Source organism: Bacillus sp. FSL R7-0685 (assembly GCF_038002425.1).
GTDB lineage: Bacteria > Bacillota > Bacilli > Bacillales > Bacillaceae > Bacillus > Bacillus subtilis.
Genome location: NZ_JBBOCN010000001.1, coordinates 2,196,390 through 2,222,356 on the forward strand (window position 1 = coordinate 2,196,390; position 25,967 = coordinate 2,222,356).

General features: G+C 42.6%; 30 protein-coding genes, 1 other RNA gene and 1 pseudogene. 8 read left to right on the top strand and 24 right to left on the bottom strand.

Annotated elements, in window-relative coordinates; genetic code table 11:
- Position 1: 1 nt before the first annotated feature.
- Together kdgK and kdgR are read right to left on the bottom strand one after the other, a co-directional pair.
- Entirely contained in the window at positions 2-976 is a 975-nt protein-coding gene (gene kdgK, locus MKY50_RS11260; protein ID WP_003230727.1) for a 2-dehydro-3-deoxygluconokinase, read from the bottom strand.
- A gap of 37 nt (positions 977-1,013) precedes the next feature.
- Positions 1,014-2,033, bottom strand: coding sequence for a pectin utilization transcriptional regulator KdgR (gene kdgR, locus MKY50_RS11265; protein ID WP_003230725.1), 1,020 nt, complete (start codon positions 2,031-2,033; stop codon positions 1,014-1,016).
- Positions 2,034-2,254: 221 nt separating this feature from the next.
- Here kdgR and kduI point away from each other — a divergent pair, with 221 nt between their 5' ends.
- Both kduI and kduD read left to right on the top strand, forming a co-directional pair.
- A complete protein-coding gene (gene kduI / locus MKY50_RS11270; RefSeq protein WP_003230722.1) occupies positions 2,255-3,082 on the top strand; it encodes a 5-dehydro-4-deoxy-D-glucuronate isomerase in 828 nt (275 codons plus the stop codon).
- 1 nt (position 3,083) lies between these two features.
- Complete coding sequence (kduD, locus tag MKY50_RS11275; RefSeq protein ID WP_003230720.1) at positions 3,084-3,848, top strand: 2-dehydro-3-deoxy-D-gluconate 5-dehydrogenase KduD; 765 nt, start codon at positions 3,084-3,086, stop codon at positions 3,846-3,848.
- Positions 3,849-3,888: 40 nt separating this feature from the next.
- Here kduD and MKY50_RS11280 read toward each other — a convergent pair whose 3' ends face one another.
- Together MKY50_RS11280 and MKY50_RS11285 are read right to left on the bottom strand one after the other, a co-directional pair.
- Complete coding sequence (locus MKY50_RS11280; protein WP_014477152.1) at positions 3,889-5,814, bottom strand: ATP-dependent DNA helicase; 1,926 nt, start codon at positions 5,812-5,814, stop codon at positions 3,889-3,891.
- Between the two features lie 102 nt (positions 5,815-5,916).
- Positions 5,917-6,108: a hypothetical protein gene (locus tag MKY50_RS11285; RefSeq protein ID WP_003246090.1), complete on the bottom strand. Its 192-nt coding sequence runs from the start codon at positions 6,106-6,108 to the stop codon at positions 5,917-5,919.
- A 163-nt stretch (positions 6,109-6,271) separates the two neighbouring features.
- Between MKY50_RS11285 and MKY50_RS11290 the strand changes: the two genes are divergently transcribed.
- Complete coding sequence (locus MKY50_RS11290; protein WP_010327933.1) at positions 6,272-6,424, top strand: YpzG family protein; 153 nt, start codon at positions 6,272-6,274, stop codon at positions 6,422-6,424.
- Positions 6,425-6,476: 52 nt separating this feature from the next.
- Here MKY50_RS11290 and MKY50_RS11295 read toward each other — a convergent pair whose 3' ends face one another.
- The 9 genes from MKY50_RS11295 to MKY50_RS11335 all read right to left on the bottom strand — a co-directional run bounded on the left by MKY50_RS11295 (position 6,477) and on the right by MKY50_RS11335 (position 13,841).
- Positions 6,477-7,634, bottom strand: coding sequence for a THUMP domain-containing class I SAM-dependent RNA methyltransferase (locus tag MKY50_RS11295; protein ID WP_009967571.1), 1,158 nt, complete (start codon positions 7,632-7,634; stop codon positions 6,477-6,479).
- 100 nt (positions 7,635-7,734) lie between these two features.
- Positions 7,735-8,115: RNase P RNA component class B (rnpB, locus tag MKY50_RS11300), an RNA gene on the bottom strand.
- Positions 8,116-8,180: 65 nt separating this feature from the next.
- Positions 8,181-8,477 (bottom strand): cell division regulator GpsB, encoded by a 297-nt coding sequence (gpsB, locus tag MKY50_RS11305; RefSeq protein ID WP_003225629.1) that lies wholly within the window; start codon positions 8,475-8,477, stop codon positions 8,181-8,183.
- Positions 8,478-8,554: 77 nt separating this feature from the next.
- Complete coding sequence (locus MKY50_RS11310; RefSeq protein ID WP_256683491.1) at positions 8,555-9,097, bottom strand: DUF1273 domain-containing protein; 543 nt, start codon at positions 9,095-9,097, stop codon at positions 8,555-8,557.
- Positions 9,098-9,185: 88 nt separating this feature from the next.
- The gene (cotD, locus tag MKY50_RS11315) at positions 9,186-9,413 is read right to left on the bottom strand and encodes a spore coat protein CotD (protein WP_010886551.1); all 228 of its coding nucleotides are present in this window, start codon (positions 9,411-9,413) and stop codon (positions 9,186-9,188) included.
- Positions 9,414-9,496: 83 nt separating this feature from the next.
- A complete protein-coding gene (locus tag MKY50_RS11320) occupies positions 9,497-9,625 on the bottom strand; it encodes a hypothetical protein (protein WP_003230707.1) in 129 nt (42 codons plus the stop codon).
- A 100-nt stretch (positions 9,626-9,725) separates the two neighbouring features.
- Complete coding sequence (mrfB, locus tag MKY50_RS11325) at positions 9,726-10,967, bottom strand: metal-dependent exonucleaseMrfB (protein ID WP_085187420.1); 1,242 nt, start codon at positions 10,965-10,967, stop codon at positions 9,726-9,728.
- A 15-nt stretch (positions 10,968-10,982) separates the two neighbouring features.
- The gene (gene mrfA / locus MKY50_RS11330) at positions 10,983-13,232 is read right to left on the bottom strand and encodes an ATP-dependent helicase MrfA (protein ID WP_029317999.1); all 2,250 of its coding nucleotides are present in this window, start codon (positions 13,230-13,232) and stop codon (positions 10,983-10,985) included.
- Positions 13,233-13,334: 102 nt separating this feature from the next.
- Entirely contained in the window at positions 13,335-13,841 is a 507-nt protein-coding gene (locus tag MKY50_RS11335) for a PTS sugar transporter subunit IIA (RefSeq protein ID WP_085187617.1), read from the bottom strand.
- A 137-nt stretch (positions 13,842-13,978) separates the two neighbouring features.
- On the opposite strand from MKY50_RS11335, the gene MKY50_RS11340 reads away from it, so the two are divergent.
- Positions 13,979-14,398: an Hsp20/alpha crystallin family protein gene (locus MKY50_RS11340; RefSeq protein ID WP_341116689.1), complete on the top strand. Its 420-nt coding sequence runs from the start codon at positions 13,979-13,981 to the stop codon at positions 14,396-14,398.
- 20 nt (positions 14,399-14,418) lie between these two features.
- On the opposite strand, the gene MKY50_RS11345 is transcribed toward MKY50_RS11340, so the two are convergent.
- Positions 14,419-14,796 carry a YppG family protein gene (locus MKY50_RS11345; protein ID WP_015251832.1) on the bottom strand — a complete coding sequence of 126 codons (378 nt, stop codon included), beginning with the start codon at positions 14,794-14,796 and terminating at the stop codon, positions 14,419-14,421.
- Positions 14,797-14,983: 187 nt separating this feature from the next.
- Between MKY50_RS11345 and MKY50_RS11350 the strand changes: the two genes are divergently transcribed.
- Positions 14,984-15,172, top strand: coding sequence for a YppF family protein (locus MKY50_RS11350; protein ID WP_003230690.1), 189 nt, complete (start codon positions 14,984-14,986; stop codon positions 15,170-15,172).
- Positions 15,173-15,210: 38 nt separating this feature from the next.
- On the opposite strand, the gene MKY50_RS11355 is transcribed toward MKY50_RS11350, so the two are convergent.
- Together MKY50_RS11355 and MKY50_RS11360 are read right to left on the bottom strand one after the other, a co-directional pair.
- Positions 15,211-15,582: a YppE family protein gene (locus MKY50_RS11355; RefSeq protein ID WP_341116690.1), complete on the bottom strand. Its 372-nt coding sequence runs from the start codon at positions 15,580-15,582 to the stop codon at positions 15,211-15,213.
- 45 nt (positions 15,583-15,627) lie between these two features.
- Positions 15,628-15,873 (bottom strand): DUF5446 family protein, encoded by a 246-nt coding sequence (locus MKY50_RS11360; protein WP_021481526.1) that lies wholly within the window; start codon positions 15,871-15,873, stop codon positions 15,628-15,630.
- Between the two features lie 198 nt (positions 15,874-16,071).
- Here MKY50_RS11360 and sspM point away from each other — a divergent pair, with 198 nt between their 5' ends.
- The gene (gene sspM, locus MKY50_RS11365; protein WP_003225606.1) at positions 16,072-16,176 is read left to right on the top strand and encodes an acid-soluble spore protein SspM; all 105 of its coding nucleotides are present in this window, start codon (positions 16,072-16,074) and stop codon (positions 16,174-16,176) included.
- Between the two features lie 29 nt (positions 16,177-16,205).
- Here sspM and MKY50_RS11370 read toward each other — a convergent pair.
- A pseudogene (locus MKY50_RS11370) lies at positions 16,206-17,162 on the bottom strand (DUF2515 domain-containing protein); the annotation flags it as partial.
- A 40-nt stretch (positions 17,163-17,202) separates the two neighbouring features.
- Between MKY50_RS11370 and recU the strand changes: the two are divergent.
- Together recU and MKY50_RS11380 are read left to right on the top strand one after the other, a co-directional pair.
- Positions 17,203-17,823 carry a Holliday junction resolvase RecU gene (recU, locus tag MKY50_RS11375; RefSeq protein WP_014480105.1) on the top strand — a complete coding sequence of 207 codons (621 nt, stop codon included), beginning with the start codon at positions 17,203-17,205 and terminating at the stop codon, positions 17,821-17,823.
- 21 nt (positions 17,824-17,844) lie between these two features.
- Positions 17,845-20,598 carry a transglycosylase domain-containing protein gene (locus MKY50_RS11380; protein ID WP_341116691.1) on the top strand — a complete coding sequence of 918 codons (2,754 nt, stop codon included), beginning with the start codon at positions 17,845-17,847 and terminating at the stop codon, positions 20,596-20,598.
- Between the two features lie 74 nt (positions 20,599-20,672).
- Here the strand turns inward: MKY50_RS11380 and MKY50_RS11385 are convergent, their stop codons facing one another.
- The 7 genes from MKY50_RS11385 to MKY50_RS11415 all read right to left on the bottom strand — a co-directional run bounded on the left by MKY50_RS11385 (position 20,673) and on the right by MKY50_RS11415 (position 25,937).
- Positions 20,673-21,167: a YpoC family protein gene (locus MKY50_RS11385; protein WP_041849962.1), complete on the bottom strand. Its 495-nt coding sequence runs from the start codon at positions 21,165-21,167 to the stop codon at positions 20,673-20,675.
- A complete protein-coding gene (gene nth, locus MKY50_RS11390) occupies positions 21,164-21,823 on the bottom strand; it encodes an endonuclease III (protein WP_009967580.1) in 660 nt (219 codons plus the stop codon). Before nth ends, MKY50_RS11385 begins: the two co-directional genes overlap by 4 nt.
- An 18-nt stretch (positions 21,824-21,841) precedes the next feature.
- Positions 21,842-22,540, bottom strand: a complete 699-nt coding sequence (gene dnaD / locus MKY50_RS11395; RefSeq protein ID WP_339244759.1) for a DNA replication protein DnaD — start codon at positions 22,538-22,540, stop codon at positions 21,842-21,844.
- A 92-nt stretch (positions 22,541-22,632) separates the two neighbouring features.
- A complete protein-coding gene (gene asnS / locus MKY50_RS11400) occupies positions 22,633-23,925 on the bottom strand; it encodes an asparagine--tRNA ligase (protein WP_004398777.1) in 1,293 nt (430 codons plus the stop codon).
- Positions 23,926-24,068: 143 nt separating this feature from the next.
- Positions 24,069-25,250: an aspartate transaminase AspB gene (gene aspB, locus MKY50_RS11405; protein WP_124048169.1), complete on the bottom strand. Its 1,182-nt coding sequence runs from the start codon at positions 25,248-25,250 to the stop codon at positions 24,069-24,071.
- A gap of 22 nt (positions 25,251-25,272) precedes the next feature.
- Positions 25,273-25,758, bottom strand: a complete 486-nt coding sequence (gene tseB / locus MKY50_RS11410) for a cell wall elongation/penicillin-binding protein regulator TseB (protein WP_003230665.1) — start codon at positions 25,756-25,758, stop codon at positions 25,273-25,275.
- 8 nt (positions 25,759-25,766) lie between these two features.
- Positions 25,767-25,937 (bottom strand): YpmA family protein, encoded by a 171-nt coding sequence (locus MKY50_RS11415; protein ID WP_015251828.1) that lies wholly within the window; start codon positions 25,935-25,937, stop codon positions 25,767-25,769.
- Positions 25,938-25,967 lie beyond the last annotated feature (30 nt).

Sequence of the window (25,967 nt, forward strand, 5' to 3'; positions counted from 1 at the left end):
ATTAATAATCCCCTTTCTTTTGGTGAACCGTTCTTTGAGCAGATAAAAAAGAAGCTAATTTCTCCCTGGTCGGCAAACCGTCCATATCCCCCGGTGCCTGCACTTGCAAAGCGCCAATCGCATTTCCCCTTTGCACCGCATCCTTGTACGACAAACCGTCTAGGATACCGCTGATTACACCGACTGCAAATCCGTCTCCGGCGCCGACCGTATCAACCACCCGGTCGACCCGGCAGCCTTCTAGAAATCCTTCACTTGTCCCCGTTTTAAAGTAAGCGCCTTCTTTTCCAAGTTTAATAGCAACAAAGCTGGCACCTTTTTTCAAATAATAGTCGGCAATGCCTTCAGGTGTTTTTTCTCCGGTCAATAGCTCTCCCTCTGCGATACCCGGGAAAAACCAGTCTGCAAGCCCAGCCAGATCATTGATTGTGTGTACCATTGTTGCTTGATCAGGCCAAAGCGAAGGTCTTACATTAGGGTCGAATGAAATGGTCTTCCCTGCGTTTCTCATGTCGTTCATGACATGATACGTGAAGTCTTTCATCTCGGCTGATAAAGCAGGCGGAATACCTGTCACATGCAAATGGCCTGCGCATTGAAAATAATCTCTCGGATATTCAGCTGTAGTTAATGTGCTTGCAGCTGAGTTTTTCCTATAGTAGGTAACTTGCGGGTCGCCTTCTTTCACTTTTGACTTCAGCAGCAGCCCGGTGGGATTTTCGTCCTGCGAGCGGATCACGCGGGACACATCCACTCCCTCTTTTTTAAGCTCTTGTAAAATAAACGTTCCGAGCTGATCATTGCCGACCTTGCTCATCCATCCCATTCGAAATCCGAGTCTGGCAAGGCCGCAGGCGACATTGCTTTCTGCTCCGGCAAGCCCTTTAGAAAAAGTGGATACTTCATGAAGGCCTCCATACTCATTTGCATAAAACATGGCCATTGATTCCCCGAATGTCACCGCATCAAGCTTCATCTCTTCCCAACCTCCTCTTAGTTGAGGGCACCTAGGATTAAAGTGACTTTCTCATGATGACTTTTGCCTCTAATTCAATGGTTTGAGGCGCTCCTTTGTCACCTTCAATCCTTTTTAATACACGTTCCATCGCCGTCCTGCCCATATCATGTGACGGCTGGGCGATCGTTGTAATGCCTGGACCGATCAGTTTGTACCACTCCGTATCATCGAATCCTGCAATCCCTATATCTTGAGGGATGCGCAGGCCAAGCTCTTCCATACAGCTGATGATTTTCAGCATAATCAAGCCATTCAAAGCCAGAATCGCTTTTTTTTGCTCCGGCATTTCCTTGTGAAAAGAACGAAGCTCCGCCTTAAGCTGCTCCTTGTCCTTTACGTCAATTTCATGCAATCTGACAAGCCCGTTCACATTTTGAACCGAAGCCATTTCCTGATACACAGCTGCTCTTTCTGCACGAGGGCTGATAGAGGAAATCGGTTCGGTAAACAGCGCGACATCAGTATACCCTTTGCTGTACACCTTCTGAAGAATCTCTTTTGTGATCCATCTGTTGTCAGTCGTTACGGTATCCAGTTTCAGATCCGGCAGTTTCCGGTCAATTAAGATTGTTGGAATTTGCTGTTCAGCAAAAGCGCGGAGTACATCCTTGTTTTCCCCTGTTGCGTTTAAAATCAAGCCCTCAACCGAATGGGCTTCTAGCTTTAAGAGCATTTCCCGCTCTTTTTCAGGACTGTTATCTGTGTTGCACACCATAATGCTGTATCCATATTGATCACAAACCTCTTCGACTCCCCTGAAAGCAGCGACCGAAAAAGGATTTGTAATGTCAGCCACAACAAATCCGATTAACTTGCTTTTTTTTATTTTCAAACCTTGTGCCATTTTACTCGGCCGATAATTCAATTCTGCGATTGCCTTTTTAATGTTTTTCACTTTTTCAGGAGAAATCGCGTCAATTTTTCCGTTAATATAGCGGGAAACTGTCGATTTCGAAACTCCTGCACATTCAGCTACGTCTTTGATGGTTGTATGGCCTGTTGTTTTCTTTTTCATTCAAGTGCTCCTGTATCTCATATATTTGAAACCGATTTCAAAACCGTTACAACAAAAGAATACCATAATTTTAAAATTTGGGAAGAGTTTTTTTAATAATATGTCAATTCATTATTTTTTCGTTGACTCTTTTCACTATTTATCCTAAAATTTTCTTTGAAACCGTTACCAAAATATTTTCATTCAAGTGATGCTGAAATCCTAACCAAGGGGGAAATATAATGGAAAATCGTTATTCTGTACATCCTGAACAAGTAAAACGCTTTACAACAGAGGAGCTTCGCAGTCATTTCTTAATGGATTCTTTATTTACAGAAAACAAACTTACGATGTATTACTCACATGAAGACCGGGTTGTCATCGGCGGAGCGGCTCCAGGGCAAAGTGAACTGAAGCTTGATGCAGGTGATTTTCTAAAAACAGACTTCTTTTTGGAACGGCGTGAAATCGGGATTATTAATGTCGGCCAGCCTGGTGCCGTTAGAGTCGGCGATGATGAATATGTGCTTCAAACAAAGGATTTTCTCTATATTGGAATGGGCAATCAGGATGTATCGTTTTCAAGCCTGAACGGGGAAAAAGCGAAGTTTTACTTCGTCTCCGCTTGCGCCCACAAAAGCTATCCGACACAAAAAGCCGCCCTATCTGAACTGACACCGGACCGCCTTGGTGATGATGCAGCGTCTAATGTCAGAAGTCTGTACAAAGTCATTCATCAGGATGGCATTAAAAGCTGTCAGCTGATGATGGGAATAACGATGTTAGATCAAAACAACAACTGGAATACCATGCCAGCACACGTTCATGACCGTCGGATGGAGGCTTATCTTTATCTGGATCTTGAAAAGGACTCAAAGGTATTTCATTTCATGGGCCAGCCGGACGAAACACGCCATCTTGTTGTTGGAAATGAGCAGGCTGTCCTTTCTCCCGCTTGGTCTATTCATTCTGGCGCAGGAACATCAAACTATAGCTTTGTGTGGGCGATGGCTGGAGAAAATTACACATTTACGGACATGGATCTCATTCCAATGGATGGGCTGAAATAAGATGGGTTATCTACATGACGCCTTTTCATTAAAAGGAAAAACAGCGCTGGTGACAGGCCCGGGAACAGGGATCGGTCAAGGAATAGCCAAAGCCCTAGCCGGGGCTGGCGCTGATATTATCGGCACATCACATACAAGCAGTCTGTCTGAAACACAGCAGCTTGTGGAACAGGAAGGCCGGATATTTACATCTTTTACATTGGACATGAGCAAGCCGGAAGCGATAAAGGATTCTGCAGCTGAGCTGTTTGAAAACAGGCAGATCGACATCCTTGTCAATAATGCCGGCATTATTCATCGGGAAAAAGCGGAAGATTTTCCAGAAGAGAACTGGCAGCACGTACTGAATGTCAATCTAAACAGCCTGTTTATTCTGACACAGCTTGCTGGCAGGCACATGCTGAAAAGAGGTCATGGAAAGATTATTAATATTGCCTCTCTCCTGTCTTTTCAAGGCGGCATCCTCGTTCCGGCTTACACCGCGAGCAAACACGCTGTTGCCGGTTTGACAAAATCATTTGCAAATGAGTGGGCAGCGTCAGGTATTCAGGTCAACGCAATCGCCCCAGGCTATATTTCTACTGCGAATACAAAGCCTATTCGGGATGACGAAAAGCGAAATGAGGACATTTTAAAGAGAATTCCTGCCGGCCGCTGGGGCCAAGCGGATGATATCGGGGGGACTGCAGTCTTTTTGGCATCACGTGCTTCAGATTATGTAAATGGACATATTTTAGCAGTTGATGGCGGCTGGCTATCCCGCTGACAAATAAAAAAGCTGACGAACGATCGTCAGCTTTTTTCCATTACATCATGTGCGGTTCAACAGGCAAGACCTTTTTGACCTCATCAATGATGCGTTCATTTTCTCCGCCAGCGTAAATGTGAATCGAGCCGCTGTCTTGATTCGAGCGAATCAGGCGCCCGATGCCCTGCCGTACACGTAACAACATATATGGCAGATCAACTTCTTCGAACGGATCTTTTTTCGCTCCGTTGCGCTTCGCTGTAAATACAGGATCGTGTGGCGGGAACGGTAATGACCAAATGGTAACATTCTTCAATGCGTCACCGGGAATGTCGAGTCCTTCCCATAAGTGAACTGAACAAAGTACTGTTTCTTCTTCCTCTTGGAATTTCTCTACTAAGCTGCTGATTTCCTCATCACCTTCGAAGAAAATTGGATACGGCAGCTCCCATGCCGCCGACAGCTCTTTAAACTCGTTTAATTCTTCAAAAGAAGGGAAAAGCACCAGCGTTCTTCCTTTGTATCGTTTGATTGTTTCAATCGTTTCAGCCGTTTTTTGTTCAGCGGCCATATCTGTTTTTGCGTATAAATTAATACTCATTTGCTCGTCATAATCATAAGGGGAATCAACAGTTAATGACAAATAATCATGAATCCCAAGACTGTCGGCAATATAATCAAACGAACCGCCTTCTGACAGCGTAGCAGAAGAGAAGATATAAGGAATTTTCTTAGAAAACACTTTTTCGCCAAGTACTTCTGCTACCGTTCTCGGCATCACGACAAAAGTTGATTCTGCTTCCTTTTTCTCCAGCCAGCTGATTGCATCCTTTTGATATAGAGATAATGAATACGCCATTTGTTCAACATATTCTTCCACTACTGACAACTCGTATTGATCAATCGTATACATTTCAGACTCAAATACAAGTGCCTCACCGATTTTATCAAGTAAACGGCAAAGCTCGTCCGCCGCCTTTTTGACACGCTGGTCATTTTTTATTTCTAAACGGTGTGAACCGGCTACTTCCTTTGATTCTTCAGAAAGAACATAGAAAAATTCGTCGTTTGCGAGAAGCGCATCTTCAATCAATTCTGCAAACTCTTCTCTGATGTCATTTTGCAGCAATCGTTCTAAAAACAATTCAAGAGTAGACTGCTTCACTCTATAGGTTAGCGCTTTTTGCGCAGCAAACTCTAACAAGTGCCCCTCATCAAATACAACTGCACTATGATCAGGCAAGAGCGGCAGCTGGCCCTCTCGTTTGCGTGATTCTTCCGTCCACACATGCTCCATATAAAAATCATGGGAACAAATGATTAAGTCCGTTGACTTGCGGTAGTAATCTCTGGAAAGTGTCAGACCGCATCTGTGTCTCATATCACAAGTCAGACAGTCCTGAAACGAGTCGTAGCTTACGTCAGACCACTCTTCATTCGATAGATTTGCGTACTGCTTACGGTCGCCATACGGATAAAAGCGCTGCATCGCCTGGGACTCGTGGACAAATGACGGTAACGACTCATAAAGATCCAGCCATTTATCATCATCAGAACGCTGCATTGTTTTTTCAAGCTTCTTCAAGCATAAATATTGCTCATGTGATTTTGACAGCCTTGTATCAATTTTCAGATCAAGATGCTCAGCCAGCTTAGAAATATCGCCCTCTTTTTTCACCAGCTGTTCAATTAATGTTTCATCCGCACAAGCGATGATGGCAGGTTTGCCGACATACCTTGCATAGCTGATTGCAAAAAGAAGATATACCAGCGTTTTCCCCGTTCCCACTCCAGCTTCGGCGAACATGACTTTTTTCTCTTTAAACGCCCGCTCCAGCTGAAAAGCCATAAATACTTGCTCGTCCCGAAGATCAAACCCTTTTTCGGGAAGGATATCGTAAAACACGTCACCAATCCAATTGTTCAATTCTTCATAAAAATTCTTTGTTTTCGTTAAAGAAAAAGGCAAACGTGATGTTGTCACCTAGTTCCAACCCCCAACTATTCGACATTCAGACCACCAATAATATCATTTTCCGCTGATGAATACAATAAAAAAACTTGGCAATGCCAAGTTTTTTGCAGTTTACTTACGATTGATCACATGCGACGATAAAAAAGGATGGTCTGTTGAATAAATATGTTCTACCGCTTTTTCTAAATCAGTTTGCGCATGCGAAATCACAGACGGAGACGAATCAGTTCCGAGCTCCTTCAGCTCGTTTGCTGTTGCGTCAAGCGCCCTTTGAATAAGATTAAAATGTTCGCTGTTCAGCATGAGATCACCTCTGATGGAAATAATCATCATTGTATGCGAACTTTTCATTTTATATACATGCTTTACCGCATGTTATCACCGGAACATGCACAAACTACACTTGATATTCCGTCTCCGGATTATCCGTCTTATCAACAATATTCTATCAGGGAGTGATGTTGACATGAGTTATAGAAACCGATTAGATCAGCATTCTGAACTGTTTCATCACAATTGGACGCGGCCTAAACGTTCTAAGTCTCAAGTAAACGGTCACACTGAAATGTCCCAAACCAACATTATATTGAGAAGCAACGCGAAAGCTCACCGTTGGTAACGATAGAATAGGGCTGAAAGATGAAAGAAGACGCATGCAGAGCGTCTTCTTTTTATGCGTTTTCTGTTTTCTTGCGCTGCGGTCTTACTTTTGACCAGTATTGATAATAATCCGTTTTAATAAACCCGTTAAAGAGTTTTCGTTTCTTCGTTGCTTTTCTGCCATATGCTTCCTCAAAGTTTTCATTTGATGTCAGCATATACACAGACCAAGTATCAAGCGGCTCGAACGCCTGCCCCATTTCTTTGTACATCTGCTCAACGGCTTTTTTCTCGCCGAGACGCTCTCCATATGGCGGGTTGCCGACAATTACGCCAAATTCCAGATTTGTGGTAAAGTCTTTGACCTGCATCTGTTTGAACTGGATTAGATCTCCCAATCCTGCTTCCTCTGCATTTTCTTTTGCAATTTGAACCATGCGGTGGTCTATGTCGCTAGCGAAAATTGTAAGCGGCTGATCATAATTTGCCTTTTCTTCGACTTCAAGCCGCGCTTTGTTCCACAGATCTTTACCGATCCATTCCCAATCCTCTGAAACAAAATCGCGATTGAATCCCGGGGCGATGTTTTGGCCAATTAGCGCCGCTTCTATCGCGATTGTTCCGGAGCCACAGAAAGGATCAACAAACGGGCGGTCCGGCGTCCAATTGGTTAATTGCACCAAAGCGGCAGCAAGTGTTTCTTTAATCGGCGCACCGCCCTGATCGACACGGTATCCTCGTTTGTGAAGGCCCGTCCCTGATGAGTCCAGTGTAATCAAAGCCTGATCTTTCAATAAAGATATTTCCACTTTATACTCAGCACCTGTTTCTTCAATCCAATCATTGGCTTTGCCGGACTGCAGCTTGAGCTTTTCGACAATTGCTTTTTTGACGATCCGCTGACAGTCAGGAACGCTTGCAAGTGTTGATTTTACCGATTTTCCGATGACAGGGAATTTCCCGTTTTCAGGTATAAATGAGCGCCAGTTAATCGCTTTCGTTTTTTCAAACAGTTCATCAAATGTTTTCGCTTTAAAAGAAGCAACCTGAACCTTTATACGGTCGGCTGTTCTAAGCCAAAGGTTCGCACGGCAGATGGCAAGTGCATCACCTTCAAAAATAACTTTCCCGTTATCAACCTTGCATTCGTATCCTAAATCTCGTACTTCCTTTGCGACAACAGCTTCAATGCCCATCGGCGCCGTTGCAATTAGTGTATACTTCTTCATCGTATCACCCTGTCTTTTAAAACTTTTCTCTTTTCAAGATAAAAGCTCTCCTTATACGGGAGAGCTTGTTTTCATCATTTTAAATGTAAGTGGTCTAACGTTCTGTAAGCCATGTTTTGTTCCGTCGTACTGCAAACGGCTCATCACCTCGTACTCAGGCGGCAATCATCTATCTACAGAAAGCATTCTGTCCTTCTCTCCGTTGAATTCCGTTAAGAAGGTTCCCCTACCAAAATTTGGGTTTCTCGCTCGAGGGGTTTACCGCGTTCCACTCTCACCATTTCTAGTGAGACTTCGTCACTGTGGCACTTTCAAGGATACTCAGCCATATCCGAAGACGTAGGCTTTTTTCCTGCCGTCAGCCTCTAAAGACTGCCCTAGCTTATGACTTCGCTAGGCACGAACACTACGGGCATCTCAGCACCGTGCGAGCATGGACTTTCCTCTACAGATTCAAGATCTGCAGCGATTACCCGAACGTTAAGAACATGAATTATTATATAACAACTGATTACAATTTACAAGCGCCATTTTTTTCAAGCGTGATCAATCATAAAGCTTGCTGCCAAAAACGTGTTTTTCTAAGTTAGACAGCCGTTTTAAAATATCAAAGTTTGTTGTGTTAGATTGCACAGGCTGTTTTTTGCTGGCTTCTTCAAGCTGTTTTTTCAGCTGCAGATTTTCCTGCTGCAGTTCTTCAATTTCTTGATGGAAGGTTTCATAATCCTTAATAATCATATCTAAAAATTTGTCAACGTCTTCTTGCTTGTAGCCTCTAACGCCTGTTTTAAATTCTTTTTCCAAAATTTCTTTCGCAGAAAGCTTTACTTTATCAGCAAGCATCTTTTTCACCTCGTATCGTGAATCATCACATATATTTTTTCAGAAATCTGTACGGTTGTCAAATTTCTCTCTCATTGTTAGTAGCTGTCTTCCTCCACTGTCACTCTCAAGTCATCCATTGTAATAAAGTAGATGGGATAGCCATCCTGTTCGCGCCTTTTTTCCGCTGTCCCAAGCATATACTTAGGGGAGCCTTCCTTTTCCGGGTCATATAAAAGCAGAAGCCCGTCGGACTTATCAATGAAGAACTGATTTTTTTGTTTGAATTGAAGCGGGCTTTCATAAGGACGGTGAGTCAGGCTTGCTTCATAGTCTGCCTGAGCCAGAACTGCTTCATACTGTTCCTTATTCGGTTCTTTCCAGTTCTTTTCCTGCTCGTAAAATGGTGTGATGACAGCTACCTTTAAGTCAGGGTATTCCTCCTGCAAATCATATGCAACTTCTGCCGCCCACAGCTCAACTCCAAGCTGGCCCGAAATTAAAATCCATTCTAATCCTTCATCCAAAAAAGCAATCAGCCGGTTCTTAATGGCTTTTTTTATGTAATACAGCGCCTTGTCATCCTGCTTAAATATCCCCAGTTCAAACGGTTTATAGCCCGTTATTGCCAATACTTTCATCATTTCACCTGCTTTAAAAAATGGGGCTCCCGTGGGCCCCATTTGTTGTGCTGCATTGTTTACACCATCAAGCTGCACGTTTTCCATACTAGTAGTCGCAGCAAGGTTTTCCTGCTTGAAAATGCTGATGCGTAGCCGGGTCAACATTTGAGAAAGTGTGTGGAAAGTAGTGAACGTGCTGAAAATGCTGGTGGTTTACGTTTGTTGTATGCTGTGGGTGAATGTGCGGCACGATAGTCTTCGAAAACGTATGGTGTTCACAGCAATGAGTAGGATGGACAATTGGCGCCATCATATGCGGTCTGCAGTGATGCATGATAAAATCCCCTTTCCATAAACTTTATTACAATACTAAGCTATGAAAAATAAGGGGTACATGTTCTGATGCAAAGACCTATTTTAAAAGTGTGCAATTAAGCTGTCTTTAAAGTTTGAAAACACAAAAGCAATCAAAAATACCACAACAAAGAACAAGTAAAAAACACCCTTATACATACCAACTCTCCCTTTAAAAATAACTAACGTCATTTTACAGGATTCGCCGCTATTCTACAACAAAATCAATGTGAATTCAGCAAAAAAAATTCATGGCGAAACAAGTCGTCTTTTGCGCTTTCCCGGGGAATATTTAAGAGGAATATTTCCTCTTCAGCCGGGCAATTCTCACATGCAGTTTTTCAGTTTCTTTCTCTGATAAGCATGCCGCATCGCTAAGCAATTGCTCTGCTATTTGCAATGCTTTTCCGAATTCTTTTTTCTTATGCTCAAAATATTTCGCGAGCTCTATTACAGCAGCGTATCTGCACTTCTGGTTTTGCGAGCGGGACAGCTTTTCCCAAAGCGGCACTGCTTCTTCCAAGCGATTTTGTTTTTTGTACAGGAGCGATAAATCCAGCCGTGCACTGTCCTGGTCCTCAAACGATTTTTCTATAAGCCTTTCCAACTGCTTGATCGCTTGGTCCGTTTCTTTATGAGCCATAAACCATTTCGCCATAGCATAGGCTTCACTGTGTTCTTTTGGCGCATGTGATTCTGAAAGGATTTTTTTAGACATATGGATGTACAATGAAATGAGTGATAACACATCCATTTCATTATGATGCAGGACACCTTTTAAAAGATCCGGCTCTTGCGCCTTGATAAAATGAAAGTAAAGAATTGGCGCTAAGTAGCCCGGTGTGTCTTCTAGCCTGCGGATGCCGAGCTCCTCTTTTTCAACCGTGCCAAGAGATACACGGTCCATTTTGTGTTTCCACAGGCGTCTAGCTCCATGCAAAAGATCAAAGTGGCCAAACTCCGGAAGCTTCGGAAGTCTGTCACGGATCAAGGTGTGCCTTGTTTTCACCTGCGGCCAATCAAAGGCTTTGCCGTTGTAGGTCACAAGTGATGTAATGTCAACCTCGCTTAAAAAGCTTTGGTACAAGGCGACTTCGTTCCCCGGTTTGGGCAAAAGATGCTGTTTGACTGTCACTCGGTCTTCATATACTCTCGCATGCCCAAGCAAAAAAATGGTATTCCCAGCTCCACCCCCAAGACCGGTTGTTTCTGTATCAAAGAAAAAGAGGTTGTTTTTGTTATACCCTTTTGCTGACAATGTATGCGACAGGCCGCTTTGATTCCACAGTGTGATCACTTCCTCAAGCTCAGAAAAGCTGTATAACCCATGGCGGTGAGAAAGCGGATATTCTACTTCTCTGATGAGGCAATATTCATCTTCGAAGATGAAAGGCTTCATGCCAAAAGCCTCCCACTCTTCTAAAAACGGGATGTCATCAAAGTGGTTTTCTTGTTTGCCTGCTTCTATTTTTTGTTCTCCTTCGTCGAGCGCCATGTGCTTTTTCATCCGTTGGAGTTTCCCTTTTAATGACATATCCGGCCTCCCTCCTTACGACATTTGATCCAACAGCTGCAAAATTCTTTCCTTTGCTTTTATCCCTTCTATTTCCGTACCTATACAAGACGGACAGCCGTCATGACAAGGACAATGTGTAATCAGTTGTTTCGCCGCTTCATTAATGTCTGAAAAACGTTTAAAGACTTCCTCCGCCAAACCGATACCGCCCGGATAATGATCATATAAAAATATGGTTGGCAATCCGGTATGGGCTGCTTTAATTTGAGAAACAACATGAACATCATTTCGATCACACATGATATACACAGGGACAATATGCTGCAGCACATTCGAGATGCCAAGAAGCAGCTGTTCCAGTGTCTTTTCCCCGATGTCTTCATCCGCTGTTTTGATTTCGAGCCAAGCTGCACTTGTATGCAGTTCTTCTTCCGGCAAATGAATAGGTCCAGACCCAATATTTTCAAAAGTGGTCATTTTTATTTTTTTAAAAATGGTCGGCAGGGCATTGACAGTGACGTCTCCGTAGTGCAATGACGTACGGCTTTTTTCTTTCGTTTTATCGATTTCTAATACCTTCAGCTGAACTGCCAGGTTTGCATCCGTATAATATTCGACATCGACTTTTCTGACATACGCCTTTTTATGGTCCCAATCGAGCTTCTCAACTTGATACTGAACGCCTTCATGCAAATAAATCGCTTCATCATGCAAAAGCGTCATCGCACTAAAACGGTCCATTTCACCGATAATCCTTACATTTGCAATATCCGACTGATCAACTATAACGACATTTTCCTGGGAGGCGGAACGCAAACTGATGTTTGACGCAGGGAACGACTCACTTGCCCAATGGTACCGTTCGCCGTTGCGGTGAAGAACAGCCTCTTCCTGAAGATACTCAAGAATATCACTGACTTCCATGGCTCCAAATTCTTCATCAGCTCTAAAAGGAAGCTCATAAGCCGCACACTTTAAGTGGTCTACTAAAATAATCAAATTCTCCGGATTGATTCTTGCAGATTCCGGCGAACGATTAAAGAAATATTCAGGATGCCGCACAATATATTGGTCAATCGGTGTTGAATTGGCTACCATGATAATCAAAGATTCACCGTGTCTTCTGCCGGCTCGTCCCGCCTGCTGCCAAGCACTTGCAACACTTCCGGGATACCCCGTCATTACACACACTTGCAGCTGGCCGATATCAACACCAAGCTCTAAGGCATTCGTACTGACCACTCCTAAAATGTCGCCTTCTCTCAGGCCTTTTTCGATTTCTCTTCGCTCTTTCGGCAGATAGCCTCCCCGATAGCCTCTGATTGATTTTGTTCCAATCTCTTTTTTCACAAGCTCCTGAATATGGCTTAAAATAATTTCCACCCGAACTCTGCTTCTGGCAAAAACAATGGTCTGCACTTTGTTTTTAAGGAACTCTTTCGCCAGTTCATTCACTTCTGCGGTTGCGCTCCTTCTAATATTCAGCGGTTTGTTCACAATTGGCGGATTGTAAAACACAAAATGCTTGCGTCCGCTCGGTGCGCCGTTGTCATCGACCAGCCGCATCGGTTTGCCTGTCAGCTGCTCTCCCAATTCCTTTGGGTTGGCAATTGTTGCGGAAGTACAAATAAAAACCGGATCACTTCCATAAAACCGGCAGATCCGCTTTAGCCGCCGGATCACATTTGCTACATGGCTGCCGAACACACCTCGATACGTATGAAGCTCATCGATGACGATATACTTAAGGTTTTCAAACAAACTGACCCATTTCGTATGATGCGGTAGAATGGCAGAATGCAGCATATCGGGGTTTGTAATGACAATATGACCTGCTTTTCTCACCTTTTGTCTGATTGCCGGAGACGTATCCCCGTCATATGTAAAGCTTTTAATATCAATGCCCATTTCATCAATAATTTCATTTAGCTCGCTCTTTTGGTCTTGTGCCAGCGCTTTAGTCGGAAATAAATATAACGCCCGGTTTGTTTCATCTTGGGCGATGGACTGCAGGACTGGGAGGTTGTAGCATAACGTTTTTCCTGATGCTGTTGGCGTTACGGTAACGATGCTCTCTCCTTTTTGCACATATTGAAAAGCGGAATATTGGTGAGTATATAATTCATCAATGCCCCTTTTCGAAAGGGCCGCTTTGATTCTCTCGTCTATACTTTCGGGCATAGGCCTTGTTTTTGCTTCCCGAGGCTCAATTTCATGCCAATTCACAACGTTTTCATTTCCTTTTAAATCAGAAATGAGTTCAGTCAGTGATTTCTTTTTCATTCTTTACACCTCTTTGTCAAGTACAGTTTACCGAATATTTGTTTGCATGGCTAGGTGCAAATTTTATACAGTTGAATAAAAAAAGCAAGGCATACGCCCTGCTTATTTCGCTTTTATTGTAAGGAGCTTTGATTCGCCTTTACGAGCAGCCTTTTCGCCTGCCGGCACAATTGATCCTAGAGCCTCACCATTCATTATAACGATTGGGATGACTGTGCTGCTCGCTTTTTCTTTTATTAATTCCAAATCACATGTAATCAGCGGGTCACCGACCTTCACTTTATCCCCTTCTTTAATGTGGGCAGTAAATCCTTCTCCGTTCATATTGACTGTCTCCAGCCCGACATGAATTAACAGCTCAATTCCCGAGCGAGTCCGAATGCCAACGGCGTGTTTGGTGTGGAAAATCTGAATGACTTCACCTTCAGCGGGAGAAACGATTTCACCGCTAGAAGGTTCCACCGCTATTCCTTCTCCCATCATTTTCTGTGAAAAAACAGGGTCCGGTACATCTGACAGGTCCATTACTGTACCGTCTGCCGGAGAATAAATAACCTCTTCTGTCACCTTTTCCTGAGTTTTGCCCATTCCGAATAATTTTTTCAGCAATGTATTTTCTCCCTTCTCATTCACTTCAACCGTTATCCCTTCATTCACCACTATTTAACCACACTTTCAATTTTGCTTCAATTTATAACAACATCTGGCATAGACGCATAATCTGGTTAAAAAAGGCGGTGGCGAAATTGGAATTCCATGATGACAAAAAGAACGAACTGCAAAAGAAAGAAGAAATCATAACGGAGGCAATCGACACTCTTTTTCAATCCTCAGCGTTCGGCAACCTTATAAACGGATTTCAGAACCTGATCAACTCGAGTTTAAAGGATGTGCAGACGACCATACATGTCAGAGAAAGAGATACTGGGCTGTATATCGATATTACCATTCCGGCGACGTTTCGAGATGGCGAGATCGTCGTTGAAGTTAAATCGAGGTATCTCCATGTAACACTCCAAGAAAAACAGAAACACCAAAATGAGGCTACCTTTACAAGCATGACAAGAACGGTTCAGCTGCCTTATGAAGTTCGCCAAGAAGATATGGAAACGTCTTGGAACGAGCAGACAATGACACTTTTCTTTCCAAAAAATAAGCATGAATGAACGATTCATTCATGCTTCTATCATTTAAAAAAGCTGGTAAATCCCTTTATTAAAGATCCGACCTGATTCATTGCACTCATTACTTGACCTGTCGTATCCATCATTTTATTAAAATCAAATTGCCCATTGGCTTTTTTAAACTGCGACATAATGCTTTGAAATTGCGAAGGCTGCTGTTGATTAGGCCTTGGGATAGGATAAGGATTAGAAAATACAGGTGGCTGCATAGGCATAGGCTGAATCGGAGCATAAGGCTGATAATAATCCTGCTGTCCATAATGCTGCTGAGGCAGTTGTTGCTCTAAATAACCGGGTGCAGCCTGCTGATAATATCCTTGCATTTGCTGAGGATAATAATAGCCCATTTGCCGAGGATAGCTTCGAGAGCTCCCGTTCATTGCGATTCCCCCCTAAACACAACATATTTCTCTTCTATATATGTATGAATGACTTCTATTGTTTGTGTCACAAGTGATGATTAGCATTTGTCAAATTGTGTCGAAAGTTTAAATTTTTTAAAAACAGAAAAAAGTCGAATCATTATGGTACCATATTTTCAATACAGATGAGAGGGGATGCACCATAATGAACGTATCATACTTAAGCAAACGTTTTGCAGAAATGAAGAAATATGAAACAGACTGTATGAATAAACTGATGGACTTTGCCAAGTTCCTCTATATTCAAGGACATCTCAGCATAACTGAGTTTCGTAACAGTATGAAGGTTCTCGAAGCAAATGGAGCAGAAAGCCCGGCATATGAGATGAATTAACGTCCGGCCCCCTATAAAAACGAAAAGAAGACAGCCTTTTACCGGCTGTCTTCTCTTGCAATTTCATCCTTTACTGCGTGCAATGTATAAAGGACTGACTCAGTGATGTCCTTGAATCGTTTTTTATGAATATGATGAACGTATGATTGAAGGACCAATTCCAGGAAATTATCCTTTACGGTCTCAATTTGCTCTTTATGCACATATTTAGGCCGGCGGACTTTTATCAATTCAAGAGCACCCTCTGCCCAGCGAGCGGCCAGTTCATCATTCTCTTCAACTGCAGGCTTTATCGTCTCAAAAAAATTATAAGAATGATTACTGTTTTTCCCTTCCTGATACCGATCAGCGCCTTTTTCAGCAACTTCAATCATTTGCTCAGTCATTTCCAGCAAAGTTTGTGATAGCAATATCTTTCACCTCAATGCCTATCGTACCAAATTTCACTCGCAAATTCAGCCGATGCGGTATACCTTCTCAAACGCATACCTGTGTTCAGGCGATTGATACAGCTCATTTATACAAATATGAAGATCTATGATTTCTTCTTCCAGCACACTCAGGCGATCGTTTTCCGTTTCCCGCATTTCAGCCTCTAATGCATTTACAGAATGATTCAGGCTTTGCTCAGCTCGCGTTAATTCATCTTCTATATCAGAAAGCATACGGAGAATATCTGTCTTGCTAACATAACCGGACATTCGTGTACCTCCCTTTCCTCGTCTCTCCCGGTTAAAATTCTTTGCTCTCAAGGCTCTTTCCTTCCTCATGACAAAACTAGAAGCAAATCGCCAAACAAACAGGTATTCCACGAAAAGCTGAAGTTTTCGACAAAAACACCCGCAAAAATTGTATGATCCTCCTCGTTAATGCAAACGATACTTGTGAGGAGGTGCCGTATGAAAACAAGACCGAAAAAAGCCGGCCAGCAAAAAAAGACTGAATCAAAGGCAATCGATTCTTTAGATAAAAAATTAGGCGGCCCGAACCGCCCTTCTACGTAAGAAGCAAGGAATTTCCTTGCTTCTTTATTTTTTAGCCACTGCTCCACCGCAAAAAGCGCATGAAGCTGGCGCTTTTTATGTAAATACCAGTCTGTCAATTCAATCTGCTTCGGCAATTCCTCGCGCCTAAAGAACGTTTTCTTTATCTTTCCATGAAACCAATCTGTTTTCGTTCCGTCTAATGAGTGGATTAACTCAGGGTAGCATGTCCTTAGCATAGGAGATGTTCTTTTTGTAATCCCGATCATCTTTTCCATATCAAAACGGGAACCTGTGTGCGGCACTGTATGCAAAAAGTGATAAAAAGAGGAGAACAATTCTGGCTTGAACAGCAATTGAGACAGCTGCTTTCCCAGCCTTATCCTTTCCTCCGCCTTTGAAAAGTGTTTCACTGAAATGCCGTAAAGAAACCCATTTGAGGAAGGAAAAATAACGGTGTTAAAATGAAACCAGTCACTTAAATAAAAAGGAATCGTGTCAAAAACATTCTTTTTAAACGAAGGATTTTGTATAATAGGTGTTTGGATAGTGTTTTGTTCATTTATAATGAGGGCATACATTAGCCGCTCCGTATTTCGCTCATGCCAAAAACGGGTCCATTCTTCCGACATAAATTGTGAGACGCCAAACACATGCAGCAGATGAAACAGCGGTTTCCCGACTCTTTTTGACCAGTGGTATAGTAGAAGCTGCGGATAGGCATCCGAAAAAATAAGCCAGTTCGCTCTTTCATAGGCTAAAAAGAACCATTCTTGCTGTCTCTCACGGAGTCCAAGCTGAAACAGACTGCCTTTTAAGTCAGTCATTGACCAGCCGGCATTACGAGAAACGAAAGAAGCCAAAAGCGACCATTTGATTTCCGGGTGACGGTCGTAAAATGCTTTATAAGCATTTGTTCTTGAAATGTTATCCGCGTTTTTTATTTTTGTCTGCCGCTCAATCCGGCTCAGAAGCTTTCTAATGGTCTGTTGTTCTTGCACGTTCATTCACTTCCGTCATGATTAGTTTAATAAGGAGGATGATAAAGTGATTCGGTATCCTAACGGAAAAACATTTCAGCCGAAACATTCGGTTTCATCCCAAAACAGTCAGAAAAGGGCCCCGTCTTACAGTAATCGCGGAATGACCCTCGAAGATGACTTAAACGAAACGAATAAGTATTATCTGACAAACCAAATTGCCGTTATACACAAAAAGCCGACACCTGTTCAAATTGTAAATGTCCATTATCCAAAAAGAAGTGCCGCAGTGATTAAAGAAGCTTACTTTAAACAATCATCGACAACAGACTACAATGGGATTTACAAAGGGCGGTATATTGATTTTGAGGCGAAAGAAACGAAAAACAAGACCTCTTTCCCCCTGCAGAATTTTCATGACCATCAAATCGAGCATATGAAGCAGGTAAAGGCTCAAGACGGTATTTGTTTTGTTATTATATCCGCTTTCGACCAGGTATATTTTTTGGAAGCCGATAAGCTGTTTTATTTCTGGGACAGAAAAGAAAAAAACGGCAGAAAATCAATTCGAAAAGATGAGTTGGAAGAAACAGCTTATCCGATTTTTCTTGGATACGCACCCAGAATTGATTATATTAGTATTATTGAACAGCTTTATTTTTCGCCATCATCTGGTGCGAAAGGTTGATTAACGAAAGGTTGAGATGTTATGTCAGATCAATTTAACAGCCGTGAAGCTCGACGAAAAGCGAACAGCAAGTCGAGCCCTTCACCGAAAAAAGGCAAGAAACGAAAAAAGGGCGGATTGTTTAAAAAGACCCTTTTCACTTTACTCATTCTGTTTGTTTTAGGCGTAGTCGGCGGCGCTGTTACATTTGCCGTCATGGTTTCTGATGCGCCGTCCCTTGATGAAAGCAAATTGAAGACGCCTTATTCATCAACGATTTATGATAAAAATGGAAAAGAGATCGCCGAAGTCGGCGCCGAAAAACGGACCTACGTCTCGATAGATGAAATTCCCGATGTTGTAAAAGAAGCCTTTATCGCGACAGAAGACGCCCGTTTTTATGAGCACCACGGGATTGACCCTGTCCGTATCGGCGGTGCTTTAGTTGCCAACTTTAAAGACGGCTTCGGGGCTGAAGGCGGAAGTACGATCACCCAGCAGGTCGTCAAAAACTCCCTTCTTTCACATCAGAAGACGTTGAAACGGAAGGTCCAGGAAGTATGGCTTTCAATTCAGCTGGAGCGCAATTACTCTAAAGATGAAATTTTAGAAATGTATTTAAACCGGATTTATTTTTCTCCTAGAGCATACGGAATCGGAAAAGCGGCGGAAGAATTTTTCGGCGTTACAGATTTAAGCAAATTGACTGTCGAACAGGCTGCCACACTGGCAGGAATGCCGCAGAGCCCGACAGCGTACAATCCCGTTAAAAACCCGGATAAAGCGGAAAAACGACGGAACATTGTACTCAGTCTGATGAAAAAGCAAGGATTTATTTCTGATTCTCAATATAACAAAGCGAAAAAAGTGGCAGTGAAAGACGAAGGCATTGTGTCACAGAAGGAATATGAAAAAACAAATTCAAATAAATACAGCGCGTTTGTTGAAGAAGTCATGAAAGAAATTGATGAAAAATCTGATGTCGATCCATCTGCTGACGGATTAAAGATCTATACGACATTAGATACAAAAGCACAAGATAAACTAGATGAATTAATGGACGGAGACACCGTCGGATTTACTGAAGGCATGCAGGGCGGTGTGACGCTTCTCGATACCAAAAACGGAGAAGTCCGAGCGATTGGTGCGGGACGCAATCAGCCTGTCGGAGGCTTTAACTATGCTACTCAAACTAAGGCACAGCCTGGTTCGACCATAAAACCGATTTTGGACTACGGACCAGTTATTGAAAATAAGAAATGGTCCACATACGAACAAATTGATGACTCAGCTTATACGTATTCTAACGGAAAACCGATTCGTGATTGGGACCGCAAATATCTAGGGCCTATCTCAATGCGTTACGCTCTGGCCCAATCAAGAAATATACCTGCTTTAAAAGCATTCCAGGCAGTCGGTAAAGATACTGCTGTAGACTTTGCAAATGGACTTGGCCTTGGTTTAACAAAAGAAAATGTAACAGAGGCCTATTCTATTGGCGGTTTCGGTGGGAACGATGGTGTTTCTCCTCTGACAATGGCAGGTGCATACAGCGCGTTTGGAAATAACGGAACGTATAATGAACCGCATTTTGTAAAATCTATCGAATTTAACGATGGCACGAAGCTTGACTTAACACCAAAATCAAAATCAGCCATGAGTGATTATACTGCGTTTATGATTACAGATATGCTGAAAACAGCTGTTAAGACAGGTACTGGACAGCTTGCACAAGTACCTGGTGTAGAAATTGCAGGAAAAACAGGAACGACTAACTTTGATGATAATGAAGTCAAAAGGTACAATATCGCTAGCGGTGGCGCCCGAGATTCTTGGTTCGTTGGCTACACACCACAATATACAGCTGCCGTCTGGACGGGTATGGGAGAAAACGAGGCTGGAAAGAAATCTCTTTCAACTGAAGAACAAAAAGTTGCAAAGCGCATCTTCGCCCAGCTCATCGCCGATGTTGATGACGGAAGCGGATCATTTGAGAAGCCTGACAGCGTAGTGGAAGCCTCTGTAGAAAAAGGCTCAAACCCTGCAAAACTGGCAGGGCCAAATACGCCAAGCGATAAGAAGCTCACAGAGTACTTTGTTAAAGGCACAGCTCCTTCTACTGTTTCTAAAACATATGAGAAAGAAGAAAAAGAGGAAACAGCTAAACTGTCTGGTTTAAACGTGAAATACGATAAAGACAATCAATCTTTAACGTTAAGCTGGAATTACGACGGAGATGCGACCTTTGCTGTAAAGCAATCTGTTGACGGCGGCAGCTACTCGGAAATTCAAAACAGCTCTGCAAAAGAGGCAGTCATATCGGGTGTGCAGCCAGGATCTGTGTACAAATTCGAAGTAACAGCCGTCAGTGATGATGGCAAAAGTACAGCTTCCACATCCTATGAGGTGCCAAAAGCTGAAGACGATGAAGATAAAAAAGACCAGCAACAAACGGATGATGAAAAACAAGATGATGAGAAGAATCAGGATGATACACAAACTGATGATTCTCAAAAAGATGACGGTCAGACGGATCAAGATCAGACAGATGATTCAACAAATGATCAAGACAAAAAACAAGACAACACGAACACCAATCCGTCTGACAACAGTAACCAAGACCAATCTAACAATAGTAATAACAATAACAGTAATAACAGCAACAACCAGGATACGTCGGATGGTGATTCGAACTCAGATACGAATGACTCAACAGGTACTGACACGAATAAAAATAAAACAGACACATCTAATAAAACACAAACAAACTCATCATCCATTGAAAAAACAAATTAACCAAAAAAGCCGTCACCTTTGGGGTGATGGCTTTTTTGGTACAAATAAAAAACCTCCCGTTTTAACAGGAGGTTTTATCGATTCATCGCATGATATTTATAAAAATGCTTTTTCATTTCGGTAATCAGCTCGTCAAGCTGAATAAAGCAATGGTATTGGGTCGGCTTAAGAAGAATAAATTCCACTCGTTCAGCCCAATTAATCGGCTTTGCGGGATACGATTTCTCCCGCAGTTCTTGCCAATTGAGCGATTTCACCGGCTCACCTGCTGTCCAATGTAACGAAGCCAGCAAACACACAATGCCCTTTAACATTTCGTTTTGGTCACATCTCGATTTTCGTGTTTGAAAGACTGGGAGAAGTGATGCTTTGATGTCATCCCACACTTCAAATAAAAGCGGAACGTATTTCCCGCTGTCCTCCCATGGCAAATCGCCTTGTAATTCCGTGCAGAAATCAAAATACACGGGATTGGTCTGCAAGGTTTTCTTCATATCCGAGGAACTCTTCTGGCCAAGACTGCGCAAGTATTGCTCATAGGAAGCCAACACTTCTTTTGCTTGCGTCATCGTTTCACCAGTCCTTTTTTATCCCTCTTCTGCCCTTCTCTGCACAAAGAAAGCAGCGGACACTCCGCACAGCGCGGAGATTGGGCTTTACAGTGATATCTGCCGAAGAAAATAAGCCGGTGATGCGTAACGGACCAGTCTTCTTTGGGAACCTTGCGCATCAGCGTCTTTTCAACTTCCAGAACCGAGTCCTTCCACCTGCAAATGCCCAATCGTTTGCTGACTCTCTCCACATGAGTATCTACGGCTATGGCCGGCACGCCAAACGCAACGGATACCACTACGTTTGCGGTCTTTCTCCCGACCCCTGGCAGTTTGACAAGCTCATCGCGGTCTCTCGGCACTTCTCCGCCATAATCTTCAATAATCATTTTACTCAGCTTTTGAATATTTTTCGCTTTATTACGATATAAACCGATTGATTTAATATCTTGCTGAAGCTCTTCCAGCGGAACAGCCAAATAGTCTTCCGGCCGTTTGTATTTTTGGAATAATGTTTTGGTCACTCTGTTTACAAGTGCATCTGTACATTGCGCAGATAAAGCAACAGCCACCACTAATTCAAAAGGATTGGAATGAACCAGTTCACACTCCGCATGAGGAAACATGTCACCTATCTTGTCTAAACAGAATTCAATTTGTTTTAGATTTAACACGATTGTCACCTTTTCACTTTATTGTTCAAGCCAATTGTAAAAAGGAACCTGCCTTTTATACTCTTTTTGCGGTTCATTCTGCTTTGCTTGTACACGCCGGAATTTTCGGCTGTGTATTTTTGCCTGCTCCACAGTTTTAAGCCCGTTTTTCTTCCATTCAAACAAAATCCGGTCAATGTAGCGGAAACTGAGTTTTCCTGATAGTACAGCCTCTTTTAACGCGTGTTTGATCAGTTGTGCGTCATGCTGATCCTGGTCCTGCCAGATCGCCAGCGTTTCACACTCCAAAGGCGATAATGGCCTTGCGAACTCTTCCTCAAAAATAGTATAAAGGCTTTTTTGTTCCCCTTCTGCTTTTCTTTCCTGTGTTTGATTCTGTGCAAGCTGAATATACTCGTACAGCTTGCCCCATAAAGGCTGAAGAGAATATTTCTCAAATTTGATGCCGTTTTGATCCTCGCATTCTTCAATAAACAGAAAGCCTTTTTGAATAAACATCCGCAATCTGTTTGTACATTCTTCAACAGAAATTGACATACCTTCCTGCAGCTGATTCGGTGTAGGAAAATATGATCCTTTTTCTAAATGCATTTTAATTTTTAACAGCAGAATAAGTTCTGTTTCATTAAGCCCAAGCTGTTTATAATGCGTGAGCAGAAGATTGGGGATGGTTGATGTTCCCTGCTCCTGCATATCAATAAATTGCTGTTTTTTCATCGTCACACCTCTTACTGTAAAGGATTGTGATTGCCCCTTTACTGTAAAAAGTCTCCCTTGCAGGAGACTCTTTTTTGTTTCATTTGAATGTATTACGGATACAGACGGTTTAACAGTCTTGGGAACGGAATCGTTTCACGAACGTGAGGCGCTCCGCTGATCCAAGCTACTGTCCGCTCTAATCCAAGGCCGAAGCCGGAATGAGGAACTGATCCATATTTTCTAAGTTCAGCATACCATTTATATGCGTCAGAATCCAGTCCATGTTCTTTAAGACGCGATTCCAAAAGTTCCATATCGTGAATCCGTTCAGACCCGCCGATGATTTCTCCATAGCCTTCCGGCGCAATCAAGTCAGCGCAAAGCACAACGTCCTCACGGTCAGAAGCCGGCTGCATATAGAACGGTTTTAAGGATGTCGGATAGCGAGTGATGAATACCGGTTTGTCATAATGTTCAGCAATCGCTGTTTCATGAGGCGCTCCGAAATCATCTCCCCACTCGATATCGTCAAAGCCTTTTTCTTTCAGAAATTCAATCGCTTCATCATACGTGATTCTTGGGAACGGGGCTTTGATTTGCTCAAGTTTTGACGTGTCTCTTCCCAATGTGTTTAATTCAATTTTACAATTCTTAAGAACTGATTGCACGATGAAAGAAACGTAATTTTCCTGTACTTGAAGGTTTTCTTCAAATTCTACAAACGCCATTTCCGGTTCGATCATCCAGAATTCGATTAAGTGACGCTTTGTTTTAGACTTTTCCGCTCTGAATGTCGGTCCGAAAGAGAATACTTTTCCTAAAGCCATTGCCGCAGCTTCCATGTAGAGCTGGCCGCTTTGAGACAGATATGCATCTTCATCAAAGTACTTTGTCGCAAAGAGTTCTGTTGTTCCTTCAGGTGCGCTTCCAGTCAGAATCGGCGGATCCACTTTTACGAAGCCTTCGTTATTAAAGAATTCGTAAGTCGCGCGAATGATTTCATTACGGATTTTCATGATCGCATGCTGGCGCTTTGAACGCAGCCATAAATGTCTGTGATCCATCAAAAATTCCGTTCCGTGTTCTTTTGGTGTAATTGGATAATCGGTCGCTTCGTGAATGACTTCAATATCTGTCACAGCAAGTTCATATCCAAGCGGAGAACGCTCGTCCTCTTTGACAATTCCTTTTATATAGAGCGACGTTTCCTGCGTCACTGATTTAGCTGTTTGGAAAATGCTTTCTTCCACTTCCGCTTTTACTACGACACCCTGAATAAAACCGGTACCGTCCCGAAGCTGTAAAAACGCAATTTTCCCGCTTGAACGCTTATTAGCGACCCAAGCTCCGATCGTTACTTCCTCACCTACGTGCTTGTACACTTGGTTGATTGTTGTTTTCAACATATTTCCCTCCAAAACAAGAAAGACATTCGGAAGCTCATTGCCCCGCGAACTCTTTTATCATCACTTTATTATACCCGCTCTTAACTAACCGGGTCAATGCAGATAAAAAGCGGCTTTTCTGTCAGCCGCTTTTTGATCTGTTAGCTATGTTTTTCTACAAAACGCTTGATTCTTTCAATGGCTTTTTCAAGAAGATCTAACGATGTTGCATAAGAAAGACGGACATTCTCAGGAGAGCCAAATCCGGATCCTGGAACAATCGCAACTTTTTCCTCCTCGAGAAGCGCTTTAACAAATTCATCTACATCTTTGAAACCGCAAGATTGAGCTGCCTCTTTTGCATTTGGGAACAAGTAAAAAGCACCTTCCGGCTTCACACAGCTGAACCCTGGAATTTCTATGAGCTTTGCATAGATCGTATTTAATCTATGTTCAAATGCTTCTCTCATTTCTTCCAATGGCTCAGAAGGCCCGTTATAAGCAGCAATCGCTCCGTATTGTGCGATTGATGTCGGGTTTGACGTACTGTGGCTTGCAAGGTTCGTCATCGCTTTAATAATGTCTTCAGAGCCTGCCGCATAACCGATTCTCCAGCCTGTCATGCTGTGGGACTTCGATACGCCGTTTATAATGACCGTTTGTTCTTTCAGTCTGTCTGACAGCTGTGCAATGGAAACATGTTTCTTTCCGCCGTATGTAAGTTTTTCATAAATTTCATCTGACACAATCAAGATATCATGTTCAAGGCACACTTCACCGAGCGCAGATAGTTCTTCTTCCGTATACATGACACCAGTCGGGTTGCTTGGAGAATTAATAACGATTGCTTTTGTTTTTTCCGTAATTGCATTTTTCAGCTGCTCAGGCGAAATTTTGAAGTGATTTTCCTCAAGCCCTTCTACATAAACAGGCTTTCCGCCAGCGAGTTTCACCTGCTCCGGATAGCTTACCCAGTAAGGCGTTGGAATAATAACTTCATCTTCTTCATCCAAAATCACTTGGAAAAGGGTGTACAGAGCATGTTTGGCACCAGTGCAGACAATAATTTGAGACGATTTGTATTCAATATTCTGGTCGCGTTTAAATTTCTCTGCAATGCTGTTTTTCAGTTCAGCCAAACCACCGGAAGGCGTGTATTTCGTATGGCCCTCGTTCATCGAACGCACAGCGGCATCAATAATATGCTGCGGTGTATTGAAGTCAGGTTCGCCTGCTCCTAAGCCGATGACATCATGGCCTGCGGCTTTCAGTTCTTTCGCTTTCGCTGTGATTGCCAGTGTGGTTGATGGTGTTAATGCGGATACTCTTTTTGCCAGTTTCAACTTGAACTCCCCCTAATTCGTCTTAAGGCGTGATATTTTTGAGAATCTTTCCAGTTGTAAAGTCCACATAACTTAAACTGTATTGCCCTTCTTTGTCTAAGTACGTCACTTCCCAAAGCAGGACGTTTCCTTCTCTTGCCAGATGAACCTCTTTTTGCTTTGAAACCAGCCCTTCATCCTTTATGATTTTCGCCGCTTTGTCTTCAGAGATTCCCTCTTTCGCTTCTTTTGAGAGAATTTTTGCTTTTTTATCAGCAGGAACCCAGACATATAATGCAGTGCCTTTTTTATCCGTTCCCTTTACAACATAATATTTTTCTTTTCCGACAAATGTTTCGACTTGATCAACATGGGCGAGATCGGTTTCTTTTTTAGCTTCAGCAGCTGCTGCTTCGTGCCCCTCTTCCTTTTGTGCCATGGCTGATTTATAAATGCTTGCCGAGACAAGAAGTACTGCTAAAAAAATAATACCAAAAATGACGGTAAATATTAATGCTTTTTTTCTCATCTTCTCACCTACGTACGATAAATGGTAAAAACGGCTTGGTTTTTGTTTTCTTCATCCAGCGCAAGGCCGAACATCAGATTTTCTCTTTTCAGTGTACGATTCAATGTGTCCACAATTTTATACAGATCATCAGAATGCTCTACATTAATTGTTGAAAGAATTTCGATTTTACTTTCCATTTTTTCATCCTCCAGTTTGAACAAATATTG

Excerpts from the sequence above, each read along its gene's own strand:
- kdgK (WP_003230727.1), bottom strand. The coding sequence starts at position 976 with ATGAAGCTTGATGCGGTGACATTCGGGGAATCAATGGCCATGTTTTAT.
- kdgR (WP_003230725.1), bottom strand. The coding sequence starts at position 2,033 with ATGAAAAAGAAAACAACAGGCCATACAACCATCAAAGACGTAGCTGAA.
- kduI (WP_003230722.1), top strand. The coding sequence starts at position 2,255 with ATGGAAAATCGTTATTCTGTACATCCTGAACAAGTAAAACGCTTTACA.
- kduD (WP_003230720.1), top strand. The coding sequence starts at position 3,084 with ATGGGTTATCTACATGACGCCTTTTCATTAAAAGGAAAAACAGCGCTG.
- MKY50_RS11285 (WP_003246090.1), bottom strand. The coding sequence starts at position 6,108 with ATGCTGAACAGCGAACATTTTAATCTTATTCAAAGGGCGCTTGACGCA.
- MKY50_RS11290 (WP_010327933.1), top strand. The coding sequence starts at position 6,272 with ATGAGTTATAGAAACCGATTAGATCAGCATTCTGAACTGTTTCATCAC.
- MKY50_RS11295 (WP_009967571.1), bottom strand. The coding sequence starts at position 7,634 with ATGAAGAAGTATACACTAATTGCAACGGCGCCGATGGGCATTGAAGCT.
- gpsB (WP_003225629.1), bottom strand. The coding sequence starts at position 8,477 with ATGCTTGCTGATAAAGTAAAGCTTTCTGCGAAAGAAATTTTGGAAAAA.
- MKY50_RS11310 (WP_256683491.1), bottom strand. The coding sequence starts at position 9,097 with ATGAAAGTATTGGCAATAACGGGCTATAAACCGTTTGAACTGGGGATA.
- cotD (WP_010886551.1), bottom strand. The coding sequence starts at position 9,413 with ATGCATCACTGCAGACCGCATATGATGGCGCCAATTGTCCATCCTACT.
- MKY50_RS11320 (WP_003230707.1), bottom strand. The coding sequence starts at position 9,625 with ATGACGTTAGTTATTTTTAAAGGGAGAGTTGGTATGTATAAGGGTGTT.
- mrfB (WP_085187420.1), bottom strand. The coding sequence starts at position 10,967 with ATGTCATTAAAAGGGAAACTCCAACGGATGAAAAAGCACATGGCGCTC.
- mrfA (WP_029317999.1), bottom strand. The coding sequence starts at position 13,232 with ATGAAAAAGAAATCACTGACTGAACTCATTTCTGATTTAAAAGGAAAT.
- MKY50_RS11345 (WP_015251832.1), bottom strand. The coding sequence starts at position 14,796 with ATGAACGGGAGCTCTCGAAGCTATCCTCGGCAAATGGGCTATTATTAT.
- MKY50_RS11350 (WP_003230690.1), top strand. The coding sequence starts at position 14,984 with ATGAACGTATCATACTTAAGCAAACGTTTTGCAGAAATGAAGAAATAT.
- MKY50_RS11360 (WP_021481526.1), bottom strand. The coding sequence starts at position 15,873 with ATGTCCGGTTATGTTAGCAAGACAGATATTCTCCGTATGCTTTCTGAT.
- sspM (WP_003225606.1), top strand. The coding sequence starts at position 16,072 with ATGAAAACAAGACCGAAAAAAGCCGGCCAGCAAAAAAAGACTGAATCA.
- MKY50_RS11380 (WP_341116691.1), top strand. The coding sequence starts at position 17,845 with ATGTCAGATCAATTTAACAGCCGTGAAGCTCGACGAAAAGCGAACAGC.
- MKY50_RS11385 (WP_041849962.1), bottom strand. The coding sequence starts at position 21,167 with ATGACGCAAGCAAAAGAAGTGTTGGCTTCCTATGAGCAATACTTGCGC.
- dnaD (WP_339244759.1), bottom strand. The coding sequence starts at position 22,540 with ATGAAAAAACAGCAATTTATTGATATGCAGGAGCAGGGAACATCAACC.
- tseB (WP_003230665.1), bottom strand. The coding sequence starts at position 25,758 with ATGAGAAAAAAAGCATTAATATTTACCGTCATTTTTGGTATTATTTTT.
- MKY50_RS11415 (WP_015251828.1), bottom strand. The coding sequence starts at position 25,937 with ATGGAAAGTAAAATCGAAATTCTTTCAACAATTAATGTAGAGCATTCT.